Here is a 15,692-nt window from a genome sequence, read left to right as displayed (position 1 = left end):
CGTGTAGTTAACGTGCTCCAGCTCATTGAAGGGAACCTTCAGGAGCCGAAGCAGCCTGTTTCCGATACTCTTTGGGGGAGACGCCAGTATGCTTTTTAAAACAAAAACTGAAATAATTCGGCTCGGCAAAGCCCACCTTCTCGGCAATCTGAAACGACTTCAGCTCCGTGGAGCGAAGCAATTCTCTTGCTTCATCCATTCGAATCTGCATCAGATATTGCAGGAAGGTGAGCTGTACTTCTTTTTTGAAAATACTGCAAAAATAACCGGAGCTGATATGTAGATGCGCGCATACCTTCTGAATAGACAGATCCGGATCGGCATAATGTTTCTTCGTAAACGTGAGTGCCTGCTCCACAATATCTTTATACACATGCTGGCGCCCGCTGGAGATTCGCTGTTGTACGAGCAGACAGACTTCACTCACCTTATGCTGTGCCTCGGACAGACCTGGAAGTCGAAACATATCCGTATACAGCTGGAATCCGGCACCGAATATATCCTCCATCTCTTCACCCGAAGCCTGTGCGGCCTTCCAAACCGTAGTTAATACCTCGATCAAATACAACTGAATATCACTGCGGCCATGTTCCACCGTAATTTCCCGGAAAATGGTCTGCAGCCCTTGCTCCAGCTCTGCCTGCGTTCCCGCTTTCAAACAGCGGGTTAATGTCTGTTGTTTCAATTCATCAAAACGCAGCTTTCCTGCAGCCTGCCGCTCCACGTCCGCAATGTAGATCAAGGAATCCGTTCCTGGCACAAGCCGGTAATCCAGCGCCAGCAACGCATCCTCATAGGCATGCTTCACATCGGGAAGGGTGTCCACAAGTCGGCTCGATCCAATCGTTACAGGCACACGTAAATAGTGACGGATGCTTCGCACCACATTTTCCAGTGCTTGCTGCTGCAGGTCTTCCGCTTTCACTTCTCTTCCGTCCAACGGTTCCACGTAGAGCAATACAACCGTCTCCTGATGCATAAAGGCATAGCCTGCCTTGTGATCCGCCCATACCTCTGCCGCAATATTCAGCGCTGCAAACAGCTTCAATTCGGGATCTTCGGTCGGATGCAGTGTAAGGATGGATACACCATAACGTTTACCTCCCAGTTCCAGTCCGCACTGGCTTGCCCGGCTTAATATATATGATGAAGATTTCTGGCGATGCAGCAACGTCGCAATCAAATCCGCCTGTAATAAAGGCAAGCTGGTACGATAGTGTTCTCGCAACAGCTGTACGTCCTCACGTTCCGCAATCTCCTCCTCCATCTGGGCACGCAATCTGGTGAGCAGTTCGGTAAGATGCCCGGCCGAGAAGGGTTTCAGCAAATATTCATCTACGCTAAGCGATACCGCCTGCCGAGCGTAATCAAATTCATCATATCCCGTTAGAATAACGACCTTCACTAGTCGATTCCGCTCTCTTAATCTTCGTGCCAGCTCCAATCCATCCATAAATGGCATGCTGATGTCGGTAATCACGATGTCAGGCTCTACCCGCTCCGCCATCTCCAGAGCCTCACGGCCATTCTCGGCCAGACCCACAATACGCAGATCCAGTGCCTCCCAATCCACCTCGACAACCAATCCTTCACGAACATCTTCTTCATCATCCACGAGCAGAACCCGGTACATGATATGATTCCTCCCTTTTTCTCTAACAAACGAATATGCACGGTCTTTAACCGTTATCATAAAGCGCAAGGTTTCCAACATAATATACAATAAAAATAAACATATGTAATCGCTTTCTTTTAGAAGAGGAATATGAGATGTTGATGAAGTGTTTTCTCCCGTCTGACAAGGGATTTCGCTTCTAGGAGTGTTCTTTTTTTTAGAAAATACATTCAAAAATTGACTTATATTGGTACGCGTGTTATGATGATATAGGTCGATACATTAGTGGACAGAACGTCTACGGTCTAACCACCGTATGAGCATTAATTATTGAATGCAGCTCATACCAATGGTCGTACAAAACTTATTATTTTTGGAGGAATCACATGCAAACAGGTACAGTAAAATGGTTCAACGCAGACAAAGGATTTGGCTTCATCGAAACTGAAGAAGGAACAGACGTATTCGTTCACTTCAGCGCCATTCAAGGTGATGGTTACAAAACGTTGGACGAAGGTCAGCGTGTAGAGTTCGAAGTAACTCAAGGTAACCGTGGACCACAAGCGGAGAACGTTACTAAACTGTAATTGATACGAGGGCTGCCTCCGGCAGCCCTTTATTTATGCCCACTGGCACTTACTTTCGTTGTTTGTTAACACCAATCCCTATATAAGTTTGGACTTTTTGTTTATACAAACGGAGAGGACAGAAAAAAACTGGAAAAGCGAAGCGCTCGCCTAAAAGCTTTCTGAAAGAAAGCTACATCGGAAGCATACACTTATCACCGGATTTTCCCTTTTGGAAAAGGGAATCAAAAAAATCTGGAGATAACAGCGATTGAAAGGTTATTCTGTCATCGGATTATCCGTATAAACACCTTCCTTACACTTATATCCATCACAGAAAAGAGGTTTTTATTCCAACAGATCATTATAAATCCAGTGAACATGTTGTATTTTCCACGGTTGACGACATCATTAACTTCTACTCACCTCAGCAAACGAGCAATGAAAGTACCAAAGCTCACTCACGTCCTGCGCGTACGGTAGATCCATCCGAACACACGGATCACACGGATTACAAGACCGAACGTTAACCACGAAAAGACAGCAACCTATCCGACAAAAGCAGAAGGCCCTGAACCGCTTGAACGGTACAGGGCCTATTTCTATTTTATTTGTAGTCCTACATCTGTATGCTTATTTTACATAACCGTTTCGAATTGCAAAAACCACTGCCTGCGTGCGATCCTCTACATGTTATATCTTGAAAGGGTTCAGGGATGCTTGCAGTTCTGCCGAAACGTCAGACAACATCGCTGCGGACTCCTTGATCTGCTCCACAGACTTGAGTTGCTCTTGTGCAGACCCCGCGGCATGCTGAGAATTCACGCTTGCTGTCTGTGCATGACGTGCAATCTCGTTCACCGATGCCACAATCTGCTCTACGCCTGCCGACATCTCTTCACTGGTCGCCGCCATATCTTCGATCTCTGTTGCAATACGCAGGTTCGTATCCCGAATCTGGGTAAAGCTCTGTTCGGTTTCTCGTGTAAGTCGCAAACCTTCACTTACTTCTTGCTTCACTTTGGCCATCGCTGCCAAAGAATGCAACATGTCCTGTTCCATCGCTCCGACAAGCGCTTCAATCTGGCTCGACGATTGCCCAGCCTGTTCAGCCAGCTTCCGCACTTCGGTAGATACAACGGCAAAACCTCTACCTTGCTCTCCCGCTCTTGCAGCCTCGATGGAAGCATTAAGCGCGAGCAGATTCGTCTGGCCTGCAATTTCATGAATAGCAGATACCATCTGACCGATCTGAGCAGACTTCTCCTCCAGCATACGAATCACTTCATCCGTTGCACTAACGGAAGCTTCAATGGCTGCCATCTGTTCCACCGTTAGCTGTACCGCCTGTCCCCCAGTATCCGCTTGCTCCCGTGAGTACACTGCGGCATCTGCAATGCTGGAGGCTCTATCTGCTATACGCTGCACGCCGATGGCTACCTCTTCCATCGCTTGCAAATTTTCTTCCGTACTTATAGTCTGACTTTTAGCACCGCGTGCAACCTGTTCGACAGAGACAGCAATCTGTTCTGACACCCTTGCGGTCTGGTCCGCGATCTGTAGTAGCAGTCCCGTGGAATGACCTGCTTTATCCGCTGCGGCTAGCCCGCCTTGAATAATGCCCTGCAAACTGCTTCTCATTTCATTGTAACCTGCACTTAACATACCAATCTCGTCTTTGACATGATCGACCACGGGCTGTGTGAAGTCTCCCGTTCCTGCACGTTTAATGGCAAGAGATACCCGATTAATTCTGGCTCTCACCCTGCGGACGTACCAAACGATCAACACAATGGCAATCAGCATCGCAATACCTACGACGATCAGAAAGGTTTGAAGAAATGAAGAGATAATCACATCAATTAATGATTGGGAAGCACCCACATAGAAAATACCGATGATCTCTCCTGATGCGTTTTTAATGGGTTCATAAGCGGTTTGAGTCTTCTGTCCGACAACAATAGCTTCCCCGAAATACTTTTCGCCCTTCTGCAAAACGGTCTGTGCCACCTGTTCGGACACCTTCGTGCCTATGGCGCGTTTCCCGTCAATCATGACATTCGTAGCAATTCGTTCATCTCCGCGAAAAATGGTCACGGTATCTCCTGACGCGTTGCCGATTTCATCCACCAGATCAAAATTTTCTTCCAGCGATGCATCGCCTTTGTATAACTGCCCATCTTTAATGGCCCAGTCTCCTGGATATTTGTATGACAAGATATGATTTGCCATCTCGAGGTCCCGTTTTACCTTTTCCGTAGCGAATGTCTTAATGCCACCTCTCATCTCCATAACGACGCTGACTGCTACGGCCGAGGAGAACAAAATGAAAATACCGATCACAATCAAACTGATTTTAGTACCAATGCTCATGCTACGCATGTGTGTGCGCCACCCTTTTCACAATTAAATTGTCTCGATCTCTGGCAGATTGGGTTCTGCTTAGAGATTTCACATACAGACTTATCGGCGGTGGTATACACATTTTTTATAATCTAACTGTGACTTTTATCACATTTATTTTAAAATATTAACTAGTCTTTTACGCATTCTCCGTAATTGTGTCAAAAGATGTATGGGGCTGGGAGATCCACAGTCAGGATGATCTGCCATATGTCCTAAAAGTGCAGATAACTCTTCGTTTAGGAAATGAAGAGTTTCTAATTCAAATCATGAAAGAATGCTCGTAACAATATGACAATTGTTACGTAAAACACGAAGATAATCCAAAAGTTCCAGTCCATAAGTCCTATTTTACTTGGGAAATCTAACATTAATATGTCGAAATAACGATATAACTGATGAGTAGAACTTACCTGGAGTTCATATACGTGAAGAGCAAACCCAATATTATTAGCAACTATAGTCTTCTTATCTGTAGAGACATTGAAAATTTCATCGTAATTGAAAATGTCAGTCCATCACAAATACAACTCAATATGTAGCGTATACGACGTCCAGGTGAAGTCCTTTTTAATTTTACAGGAGGAGTGAATGACCTTGTTTAAAAAGCTTCGCTGGAGTACCATGCCATTTTTCGCCAAAAATCTGATTATTTCATTCGGGAGTATCGCTCTGATTGGAATTATTCTGATCACTGCAGCTTATCAGTTGCAAAAAAGTATATTAATCAAGCAACTGCAAGATCAAGCTGAGATTACAACTTTGAAATGGTCTGAGGATCTGGACACAAGTCAGGTTGAACAAGCCACATCCGAGAAGAGTTATTCCGATACATATCAGAGTAAACTGCGGGATTATCTGGATTCCATCCATACTTTTAATCCCAATATCGCGCAAGCTTACATTTTCGGTTCACAGCTAGACGCCGAGAATGGTTCTCCGATTTATGCGATTCCAACCAGTCTGGTTGAAGCATTTGAGAAAGATAAGTATCTGCCAGGTACGAAATATCCGTTATCCAAACAGATTGAACATGGTATCAATGATATGAATGCAACCGGCGGACCTGCGTTTAGTGATTTTTACACCGATGATTTCGGTACATGGACAACACTGATGTATCCAATCAAAAAGGCAGATGGTTCCATCTACGCAGCGCTGTACTTTGATGTTGATGCAAGTGCCGTTCCCAAAGGGCTGAATAAATTACTGATGTACGGCCTGATGTACCTGGTCGGTTTCCTGATTCTGTTCATGGTACTGCAATTTATTATGCTGAAGAAAACCATGCGCCCGATTCGTGACCTCATGAAAGGCATTGAGGAAGTAAGCACAGGTAACCTGGACGTCACGATTCAGACAGGACGCGATGATCTCGGAGTCATTAACGAAAAGTTCAATACGATGATTGAGCGTTTCAATACCACTCTGTTCAAAGTCAAAAATACATCTCGCCATCTCTCGAACTCGTCCAGAGAACTGCTGGATATTTCGGCGAAAAACAACGATAATATTCAATCAATCAGCACCAACATCCGTGAAATCTCTACAGGCCTCGTCTCTCAGGACAAAGCAACTGTGGAAAGTGCACGCGCCATGACCGAGATGTCTACCGTAGTGCAGAACATTGCCGGAAGCTCGGCCGAAGTAGCCGATGAAGCGCTCAGCATGGAGCAACGCTCGAGTAACGGACATGAAATTATGCAGCAGGTTATCGATCAGATGGGGCTGATCTCAAGCGCGGTCCAGAATACCTATGCGTCGATTCAATCTCTGGAGAACCGTTCCAATGAAATTAGCAGCATTGTCGGTATCATTACGGATATCGCTGGTCAAACCAACCTGCTCGCCCTGAATGCTTCCATCGAAGCAGCACGCGTTGGAGAGGAAGGCCGGGGCTTCGCGGTCGTGGCTGGAGAAGTGCGTAAACTCGCTGAACAATCCCAAGAATCTGCAACCCAGATTCGTGCGTTGATCGATGAGATTCAGCGGGATATCGGACAATCGGCAGACGCGATGGAACGAGGTTCGGAAGAAGTGCAAAAAGGCCTCAACGTTACGCGGGAAACGGGAGTTTTCTTCGAAGATATCTTGACGGCTACCAACAAAGTTGCGAACCAGATTCAGGATATCTCGAGCTCTACCGAGGAAATCTCGGCAAGTACACAAGAAATGTCCGCGACGGCAGACGAGTTGTCTGCAAGTGTCAGCAAGGCGGCTAGTAGCAGTAAACTCATTGAGAACTCCATCGCCGAACAGGAAACTTCCATGGCTGCGATCGTCAGCGCATCAGACGAATTATCTGAAGTATCTGAGCAGCTACAAGAACTCATCTCGTTCTTTAAGGTGAAAGAAGCGTAGGCTGAGCAAGTTTGACATGGCTGGCATAGCACGATGAGAGAAGTATGGATTATGCGATGGTTGTGAAGTGTATTGCATAAGAACCCGCAGAAATTGTGGAAAATTGCAGGCATATCACGTACTGATCATGGGGCGGTATGCGCCGCAGCAGTAACTTCAACCAAGGCTTGAGTGTTTGTGCACTCAAGCCTTGGTTTTTTAGCTTGAATTGTCTGACATTGCATTCTAATTCTAACGATCACAGGAGACGCTATTTGCCTGATTTTTTGCTTCATAGAATTCTAACGATCACCAGAAACCTTATTCGTTTCAAACACCCTGTTTTTCGACGTTTTCTGCTGTATTTCTTCCAAATAACGTCTGGGGTGATCGTTAGAATTGGAAAAGGTCATAAACTAACCAAATAAGCTCTCCTGTGATCGTTAGCGCTCATCCGAGACTAGTTCATCGCATCAGCTATACTGCTCAAGCTGCTCCTAACTTCCCCCACACTTCGATAAGCTCCAGCTATTTTAACCAGCTTCCAGCTATTTTTTTGCTGCTTCAAATAGTGTAACGTCACCGCGCTGGGCATCAGGCACACTCGCTCATCTCCCATTTCAAACCATTCCAGCTTCATTCCCACTTTTTCCGCAAATTGTTGAATGCTTTCTACTGTCTCCAATGTAGCTAACTTTGAAGTACCTGGACCTGAATCTAAATCTGAATTTGACTCTAACTCTTTTTCTGTTGCTACTCCACCGCTGTTTCCTACTTCGCCCCAAACATCTATACTATCGAACAAGTACGTCCCGTCCATCTGGAATGTCATATTTACCGTGCACCCTTTGTAATCAAAGCTGAACACTTCGAGTTTTTCCTTCTCCACACTCCACACCTCATCCGCCTGCGCCTTAGCCTGCTCCAGTGTGATCTGAGCATCTGCTGGTAAACATTGCGGCAATTTCCCCTTTTGCACGTACTCTTCCAAAGAGATCGTATCGATAAGTGATTTGGTTTGCTCGTTATTCATGGTTTGTTCGTCACCACCTTTCTGAGTCCGTTGGTAAGAACATGAAAAAAGTGATTCGCAGAGTAGTGAGGCTCCCCGTTTTCATATCCATCAATATTGGACTATTGCGCTTCGTTGTTAAAGTTAAAGAATAAAAATATGTATACATGGGTTGTATGTCGCATGAATGTTTAATAAAATGAAAGTAAGGAAAAATAAGAGTAGCCAGGCCAATGGCTACTCCTGTACAGCATTTGCGATGGATAATCCTCCAAGTGTGTTTCGTAAGGTGAAGAAATAACCCGCTAGGCCTCCAACCTATGGCGGGTTATTTCTTTTTTCGATCAATGTATGTCAGGAGCGCAATAATTAACGTTGCGAACATGATTACATCTGAAAAAGAGAAATTCATAGACAACACCTCCTTACCGGAGGACTGTCTATACCCACCACAAATTGGCTGTACATTTTAAATTATACCAGTGTGTAGGTGCTCAGACGAGCACCTTTTTTTATTTTTTAACAACTTACTTAAGTTCACATATTTCAATCGGCGAGCTCTATACAGAGTGTAACCGGCAAATGCCTGGAAATGGTGGGAGTTTCGGAAAATTTCAATCCGCACACTCCATACGGAGTGCGACCAAAGTGAGCTACCCAGATCAGTGAAGCTGGCAGAGAATATAATGCTTATCTGAAAGTTGGTTCCGCCCCGACAATTTACCGGAAGAAAACGAAGAAAATTGTCTCACATACATTCAATTATACCGCTTCGTTGATTGCACTTTGCTCTAATCTTCTATAAAAACGAGCAGACAAAGACGCTCGGTCAGGTGCAATATCCTGTCTGGGCGTCCTATTTTATAGTGTAGCTCTTTTATTTCAGGTATCCTTTGGATTTCCAATATCGCTTCGCAAAGGATTCAACAGCATAGGGCGGTTCCCCATCCAGCAAATCCTGATTCGCTTGCATCAGCTCTTTGCGCCCACGTTCCAGCAATTGAACGGCATGTAGTAATTGGGGACCACCTACATAATGAAGTTCAAGCAACAACGGCTCTTCCTCATCCTCTTGCTCCTGAGCCGAGTATTCAATTAACACAATTTCCGTGCCGTCCGCATGCTGGTGTAGCGTATAGAAGTATTTCTCGACCTTCGTCTCCCCTTGTGTATCCGTATACTCTCTACCAATACGCAGCATAGCTGGCTTGGGAACATCATTATACATTTGGCCTGCTTGTCGAAATGCAAAGTAGAAGTCTTCAATCCACAACCCATGCCGGTCATCATCATAATAATCGTCATACGGCTCCACGATAGGCAACGCTAATAAATCACGAATACGTTGCGGCGAAATTAAGGTACGGACATACTGGTAATTCGATACGGACCGCAACAAGGTATCCCATCCACGGTTGCTTAACTGCTGAATATCCGGAGGTGAGTCTTCCGTAAATACGCTCCATTCGGAGTTCTCACTGTTCACATAACGATATGCGCCTGAGATCATCCAGACAGGAGTGCCCGCTTGCTGGGCAAGTTCATTAGAAGAGCCTGAAGCTTGGTCTGCTGGCTCTATTTTGAGCAACAATGCACAGTCTTGGTCATCTTGAAAATACAGACTCCGGAAATAGCCCTCCGTATACTCATCCCCGTAGACAGAACCTCGGCAAAACTGTCCATCCACCCAAAACTCATAGCTGTTCAGCAACTCCCCCTCCTCTCTTACAGGTAATAATGAAGGGTGAGTAAGACGCTCAATGTTCTCAGCGGTGAACCGATGATCTTCGAACCAATCCGGTACATCTGGCGCTAGTTCTGCGGCATAAATATACTTTCGTTTAATGATAGGCTGTCCCTGCTCCAGCCTCTTGATCATCTCTTCTCGCCATGGAAACGGCTCTTCTGTATCTTCGTCAATTACACACTCAGGAACAAATAACTCCAGCATGTCAAAGCCTTGCCATGGTCCGAGATCCTCCCAATCTTCAAGCTGACGCTTCACTTTCCGCTGTCCTTGAACCTGAATTCGATATTGCTCTGTACTTACTAGCAGCCCACCTTCTACGTTGCCTCTCACCGTCAATTCTCCATGGTTGTAATCTCCCCAGAACATATCCTCCACATAAAGATTACCTGTAATATATATTTCCTGCCCTCCCACGAGCATATAAGGCGTTGTAAGATCACCAAGCACAACCAGGTTAGAAGCGGCCGCGTCGGATCCTGTGTTTCCAATATAACGATCAACGATCAGATTTCCCTCCACCATAATTAAAAAAGGCCCCTCATCCAGCAACAGCTCATTGATATGAAGATCACCTGAATGCAGCCATACTTCCTCGGCATCAAATTCACCATCATGTGCTTCATTCTGTGTATACATCCAGCTTTCGTGAGGCAACCTCGTTTTGATATCGGCAAAAGTAACCTTTTGACCTATGTGATGTATGGACATGTCCTGACACTCCTCATCGGTTGATATATGGATAACATCTTCAAAACTTCTAATCTTCGAAACTCCGAATCTATTGGCAGCATGACTACCCAGTTTAATTATACTAGAGGAAATTGAGTTAAGCTTTCTGTTGATTGCATTAGCAGCGATAAGTAGATCAAAGTTAATCACATAAGTCCACATTTCAATCCACGCACTCCATACGGAGTGCGACAGCGAAAAACAAGTATAGTACGTTACTACACGTCACAAAACTACGTTTTTACACTACTATTCTATGTGTTCTCACCAACGAATTCAATCTTTTTCCAGCTCATTGTTGCCAAAAGGCATCAAAAGTCCTTGTTTTTACTACTTTCAAGGTGCGAATCCCCCGGGGTTTTCATGTGAGCTTCACATTCGCACCTTTCTCTACTCTTCCAGCTTCTCCCTACCCACACCATCACAACGTTCACTTTCCAAACTATGACATAGATCACATCCAACCTCATACACAAGTGCTACATTAAATAACGACCAACTGACCAAAACAGTAAACTGGTCAATCGCAAAGTTTGGTTCATCTTTTTTCAAATCCTTTCACCATCGCTTCAACTTGCTTCATCATTTTCAAAAATCTCTACTGCTTCACACTGCTTCTCGTGTTTTACCCGCTACACCCTTACACACGTCAGACCCCAAGGAGGTGCATAGCCGTGAAAACGATAGATCGAAGGCAACAGGTGATGGACTCTGCCGAGAAATCCTTTGCCCTGTTTGGCTACAAAGCCACAACGATGGAACAAGTGGCGAGACTGGCCAATGTGGGCAAAGGAACGATCTATACCTTTTTCGAGAACAAAGAAGAATTGTTTGATGAGATCCTGCGCTCGATTATTGCAGACATGAAACGGATTACGGAGCAGACGGTGAAGGATGAAAACTCTTTTCTGGATAACGTGCATCAGAGTATGGACTCGTTGCTGGAATATCGGGAGGAGCATGAGCTGCTGATCAAGCTTTTCCAAGAGGTCAACGATTTTGGAACACCCCAAGCGAGAGAGGGTCTGCAAAAAGTAGAGAAAGCCATTCTCGAATACCTCGAGCGTCAGGTTAGTCGGGCCATGGAATTACAGCAAATTCGTACCGACGATCCCAAGCTGGTCTCGTTTGTGCTACTGAAGTTATACGTCAGCCTAACATCCGATTGGAATAAAGCGCATCCTACGCTGCACAAGGATCAGATCAAAGCGTTTGTGGGCCTCTTTCTCAAAAATGGATTATCCCCCACCTAGAGAAACGCCCGCGGACGCACACATACCATACTAATAGAGAAACAAGGGATAAGCGTAAGATAGGGAGAGAACATCATGAAATCATTTCGTGTATTTGGGCAGGATCTGAAATCCGCCTTCAAGAAACCAAAAGTATTTATTCCCATTCTCGTTGTGCTGTTCATTCCCGTGTTATATAGCGGACTGTTCCTGAACGCCTTCTGGGACCCATATGGCAAAATGAATGAATTACCTGTAGCCGTGGTCAACACGGATCGGGGTGCAGTTTACAATGACAAATCGCTTGAAGTCGGCCAGAATCTGGTTGATGAGTTGAAGAAAAGCGATGATTTTAACTGGCAGTTCGTCACCCGCGACCAGGCAGAACAAGGCATGAAGGACAACAAATATTACATGACCATTGTCATTCCAGAGGACTTTTCCGCCAAAGCAACTACCCTGATGGATGAGCATCCGGCTCCGGCAGAACTGATCTACGAGCCCAACGAAGGTTACAACTTCCTTGCGGGTCAGATCGGTGGCACGGCGGTCAAACAGATTCGCTCCAAAGTCTCTGCCAAAGTCACAGAATCATATACCGAAACCCTGCTGGATAAGGTCGAGAAAATCTCGGACGGTTTGGCAGATGCCGGAGATGGCGCAGGTAAAATCCATGATGGAGCAAGCAAATTGGACGAAGGGGCGGCTACGTTAAAAGAAAACCTGGCGAAACTGGCTGACGGTGCAGGCAAGCTGCAAACCGGCGCCGTTTCGTTAAAAGAAGGCACAGCAACCCTCGCCAAAGGCACAGGTGATCTTCACACTGGCGCGAGCACATTATCGAATGGTCTCGCACAATTAGCTGCCGCCGGCACCAAGCTGGGTGACGGCGCGGCACAGGCCGCAGCTGGCAGTAAACAGCTGCATGCCGGTATTCAAGTTGCGCAGGAAGGCGCGTCCAAACTGGACGCAGGACTCGCAGCTACCGAACAAGGCAGTGCCAAGCTGACCGCCGGACTGCAAACTTCCGTGGAAGGTAGCGGCAAAGTCAGCGAAGGCGCCAAAGCAGTCGCCCAAGGTCTGGCTCAACTAGCAAAGTCCAATCCCGAACTGGCAGCGAGCCCCGCTGTTCAAGAGCTACTCGCAGCTAGCCAGGCCGTTGCCGCTGGCAGTGAGCAGGTATATCAAGGCGGACAGCAACTCGTTGCCGGAAGTCAGCAAATGCAAGCTGCACAGCAACAATTGCATCAAGGCAGCAGCCAGTTGGTTCAAGGTGAAGAGCAGCTGGTACAAGGCGCAGCACAGTTATCCGGCGGACAAGAAAAGCTGAGTGCCGGACTCAACCAATTCAATGCCAAATTAAACGAAGCGGCCGCTGGCGGTGCCAAACTGGCAACAGGATCAGAGCAACTAGACGCTGGTGCTGGCAAGCTTTTGGCCGGAGTGAATGAGCTGGAGGGCGGGGTTTCTACCCTTACGGACGGTTCTCATAAGCTGGCTGATGGTGCTGGTAAGCTACAAGAAGGCACGCTCAAGTTAACCGACGGTTCCGGCGAACTCGCCACCAAATTAAACGATGCTGCGCAGCAAACGAGCAGTGTCAAAAAGACCGATGAACTGGTTACGATGTATGCCGAGCCTGTTCATGTCGATGAACACAAATTAAACGAAGTGCCCAACTACGGCACAGGTTTTTCGCCCTATTTTCTATCACTCGGATTATTTGTCGGTGCGTTGATTGCAACGCTGGTTGTACCAACACGTGGCAGTAGTGTAAGTGACGCAAGTGGCTGGAATCGATTTGTCAGCAAAACCCTTGCCTTCACCATTATGAGCGGCGTTCAATCTTTGCTCGCTTCCGGGCTGGTGTTATACGGGCTTGGCCTGAAGGTACAGAGTGTGCCGTTATTCCTTTTGTTCAGCTTTGTGACGAGTCTGAGCTTTATGTACATCATTCAGGCATTAGTAACTTGGCTAGAGAATCCGGGACGCTTCATTGCCATCCTGCTGCTCATCTTCCAACTCACCACCAGCGCAGGAACGTTCCCACTGGAGCTCATTCCAAACTGGCTGAAAGTGTTCAACCCATGGCTACCAATGACGTACTCCGTAACGGGATACAAAGCGGTCATCTCCAGCGGACAATTCGGCGTCGCCTGGGATCAGATCGGCATTCTATGCATCTTTGCAGTTCTCGGTCTGGTCGGTACGTTAACGTATTTCCTGAAACATCGCACGGTTGAAAACGAAAATCTCAGCAGTGAAGCTGTATTTCAGGCTTAGATAAGATATTCAGCTTTGGTATAAAACTTAGCTATCATGTTCGATTTAATATAAATATCAACACAAACGGTTATAGAAATGTAAAAGGCATATCCTTTATGTCAGACTGGCTGTTATGCAGCGAGTCGGGACAATGGATATGCCTTTTTGAATTTTCTTTTTTTTAATAGGGTAACCTCTGCTGGCTACATGTTATACGTAAAAAGACTCTATACTTATCGTCAGGCTCTCACAACATGTTCATCAATAAACTGTAGAAACTCTGCTTGCATGGAGCCAAGCGTAAGCATTTTTTTGATGATGCTAAACCGATAATGTATACCATGAGACTGAAATGACCATATCGACGCCAACGAAACCCCGGATTTGAGTCGCTGTTGCTCCAGATCTGAAAGTGGTATTCGAACCATTTGAACAACTTTGGAAGAAAATAAATTGAGGAACAAAATTTTAAGCACGTCATGATTGATCAGCAATATAGCTCGAGATGTCGTTGAGGAAATCGCTTGTGACGTAACATAACAGGCCAGCATATCTGCTTCTTTGTAAGGTTCGCTTAGTCGATTTATCAATTTTCTAGTAATAAGTAGCATATTGATCGTACTCCTAATATGTAGAATACACCCACAGTCAAAACTATAACACGATAGACTGCATGAACCAACTGGCTCACAGTTTTATCAAAAATGGTGGTGCGTGTCTGTCGGGAAAATCATATGAAATCGAGGTTTCTCTACACATATTACCTATGGAGAAAGTTTCGTTCTAAATGCACACTAGTTTGGGCGGTCTCCGGTTTGCCAGATTCTAACGATCACCAGCGACGCTATTCAGCCTATTTTAGGCATTTATAAAATCTAACGATCACCAGAAAGCTTATTTACTTGAAATACAGCGATTTACGCTACATTTTGAGGGTTTCAGCCCAAATAGCGCTTGTGGTGATCGTTAGAATTCCAAAGGTCGCCGAAACGACAAAATAAGCTTCTCTGTGATCGTTAGCGTGTTAGGTGCAAGTCGAGAAAATCAGAGTTCAATCCAGGTACTCCAGAAGGAGTGCGACTACTCCCCTATTATGACTTATCGTGTTTACAAATGATTTCAATCCACACACTCCATACAGAGTGCGACCTAGCGCTATGGTTGGATTCCTTATCAATACGATCATTTCAATCCACGCACTCCATACGAGTGCGACTCGAAATATTTTACGCACATGATTTTCTATTTGAATTTCAATCCACGCACTCCATACGGAGTGCGACCATACACCGAAGGAGGCAAGTTGTTCATAAGGCAAATTTCAATCCACACACTCCATACGGAGTGCGACTAGTGGGCGTCAGCTGACGTACGATTTCCTTCAAGATTTCAATCCACACACTCCATACGGAGTGCGACTTAAGCAGTGTCTGGATACCACTTGCAACTACCTTATTTCAATCCACACACTCCATACGGAGTGCGACCCCTTTTTCGCCTTACGGATCAGGTCGCCAACTTTATTTCAATCCACACACTCCATACGGAGTGCGACGTACTCGTTTGCTATTAATGTCATTGCCTGTACAAAATTTCAATCCACACACTCCATACGGAGTGCGACAGCAAAAAAACACGTAATAAAAGCATAGATTGTATACTTTATTACGTGTTCTCGTTTAATTCATCTATTAATTAGTTTCATCTTAATATAAAACCCTTAAAATATTCAAGGTCATTTGCCAAAAGGTATCAAATTAACCTATTGTCAGGTGCGAAT

10 protein-coding genes and 1 CRISPR repeat array are annotated in these 15,692 nt (G+C 45.6%); of the genes, 4 read left to right on the top strand and 6 right to left on the bottom strand.

What is annotated here, in order from left to right:
* Positions 1-22: 22 nt before the first annotated feature.
* Positions 23-1,633: a response regulator gene (locus tag ABIE27_RS15890; RefSeq protein ID WP_123063070.1), complete on the bottom strand. Its 1,611-nt coding sequence runs from the start codon at positions 1,631-1,633 to the stop codon at positions 23-25.
* A 368-nt stretch (positions 1,634-2,001) separates the two neighbouring features.
* Here ABIE27_RS15890 and ABIE27_RS15885 point away from each other — a divergent pair, with 368 nt between their 5' ends.
* Complete coding sequence (locus ABIE27_RS15885) at positions 2,002-2,202, top strand: cold-shock protein (protein WP_090917732.1); 201 nt, start codon at positions 2,002-2,004, stop codon at positions 2,200-2,202.
* Between the two features lie 672 nt (positions 2,203-2,874).
* Here ABIE27_RS15885 and ABIE27_RS15880 read toward each other — a convergent pair.
* Positions 2,875-4,563 carry a methyl-accepting chemotaxis protein gene (locus ABIE27_RS15880; RefSeq protein WP_429350932.1) on the bottom strand — a complete coding sequence of 563 codons (1,689 nt, stop codon included), beginning with the start codon at positions 4,561-4,563 and terminating at the stop codon, positions 2,875-2,877.
* A gap of 612 nt (positions 4,564-5,175) precedes the next feature.
* On the opposite strand from ABIE27_RS15880, the gene ABIE27_RS15875 reads away from it, so the two are divergent.
* A complete protein-coding gene (locus ABIE27_RS15875; RefSeq protein ID WP_240036661.1) occupies positions 5,176-6,945 on the top strand; it encodes a methyl-accepting chemotaxis protein in 1,770 nt (589 codons plus the stop codon).
* 439 nt (positions 6,946-7,384) lie between these two features.
* Here ABIE27_RS15875 and ABIE27_RS15870 read toward each other — a convergent pair whose 3' ends face one another.
* The 3 genes from ABIE27_RS15870 to ABIE27_RS15860 all read right to left on the bottom strand — a co-directional run bounded on the left by ABIE27_RS15870 (position 7,385) and on the right by ABIE27_RS15860 (position 10,967).
* Positions 7,385-7,957: a hypothetical protein gene (locus tag ABIE27_RS15870; RefSeq protein ID WP_123063068.1), complete on the bottom strand. Its 573-nt coding sequence runs from the start codon at positions 7,955-7,957 to the stop codon at positions 7,385-7,387.
* An 856-nt stretch (positions 7,958-8,813) separates the two neighbouring features.
* Positions 8,814-10,394, bottom strand: coding sequence for a hypothetical protein (locus ABIE27_RS15865; RefSeq protein WP_429350931.1), 1,581 nt, complete (start codon positions 10,392-10,394; stop codon positions 8,814-8,816).
* 411 nt (positions 10,395-10,805) lie between these two features.
* A complete protein-coding gene (locus ABIE27_RS15860) occupies positions 10,806-10,967 on the bottom strand; it encodes a hypothetical protein (protein WP_429350930.1) in 162 nt (53 codons plus the stop codon).
* A gap of 122 nt (positions 10,968-11,089) precedes the next feature.
* Here ABIE27_RS15860 and ABIE27_RS15855 point away from each other — a divergent pair, with 122 nt between their 5' ends.
* On the top strand, positions 11,090-11,668 hold the full coding sequence (locus tag ABIE27_RS15855) for a TetR/AcrR family transcriptional regulator (RefSeq protein ID WP_123063066.1): 579 nt from the start codon (positions 11,090-11,092) through the stop codon (positions 11,666-11,668).
* Between the two features lie 75 nt (positions 11,669-11,743).
* Entirely contained in the window at positions 11,744-13,930 is a 2,187-nt protein-coding gene (locus ABIE27_RS15850; RefSeq protein WP_429350929.1) for a YhgE/Pip family protein, read from the top strand.
* A 221-nt stretch (positions 13,931-14,151) separates the two neighbouring features.
* Here ABIE27_RS15850 and ABIE27_RS15845 read toward each other — a convergent pair whose 3' ends face one another.
* Positions 14,152-14,523 carry a hypothetical protein gene (locus ABIE27_RS15845; protein WP_123063064.1) on the bottom strand — a complete coding sequence of 124 codons (372 nt, stop codon included), beginning with the start codon at positions 14,521-14,523 and terminating at the stop codon, positions 14,152-14,154.
* Positions 14,524-15,161: 638 nt separating this feature from the next.
* Positions 15,162-15,536: direct repeats of the CRISPR family, unit length 33 nt; unit sequence ATTTCAATCCACACACTCCATACGGAGTGCGAC.
* Between the last annotated feature and the right edge of the window lie 156 nt (positions 15,537-15,692).

Source organism: Paenibacillus sp. 4624, from assembly GCF_050435065.1.
Lineage (GTDB): Bacteria > Bacillota > Bacilli > Paenibacillales > Paenibacillaceae > Paenibacillus > Paenibacillus amylolyticus_D.
The sequence above is the reverse complement of the archived record's forward strand: the minus strand, read 5'-3'. Positions and strand labels throughout refer to the sequence as shown.

Excerpts from the sequence above, each read along its gene's own strand:
- ABIE27_RS15890 (WP_123063070.1), bottom strand. The coding sequence starts at position 1,633 with ATGTACCGGGTTCTGCTCGTGGATGATGAAGAAGATGTTCGTGAAGGA.
- ABIE27_RS15885 (WP_090917732.1), top strand. The coding sequence starts at position 2,002 with ATGCAAACAGGTACAGTAAAATGGTTCAACGCAGACAAAGGATTTGGC.
- ABIE27_RS15850 (WP_429350929.1), top strand. The coding sequence starts at position 11,744 with ATGAAATCATTTCGTGTATTTGGGCAGGATCTGAAATCCGCCTTCAAG.
- ABIE27_RS15875 (WP_240036661.1), top strand. The coding sequence starts at position 5,176 with ATGACCTTGTTTAAAAAGCTTCGCTGGAGTACCATGCCATTTTTCGCC.
- ABIE27_RS15880 (WP_429350932.1), bottom strand. The coding sequence starts at position 4,563 with ATGCGTAGCATGAGCATTGGTACTAAAATCAGTTTGATTGTGATCGGT.
- ABIE27_RS15845 (WP_123063064.1), bottom strand. The coding sequence starts at position 14,523 with ATGCTACTTATTACTAGAAAATTGATAAATCGACTAAGCGAACCTTAC.
- ABIE27_RS15865 (WP_429350931.1), bottom strand. The coding sequence starts at position 10,394 with ATGTCCATACATCACATAGGTCAAAAGGTTACTTTTGCCGATATCAAA.
- ABIE27_RS15870 (WP_123063068.1), bottom strand. The coding sequence starts at position 7,957 with ATGAATAACGAGCAAACCAAATCACTTATCGATACGATCTCTTTGGAA.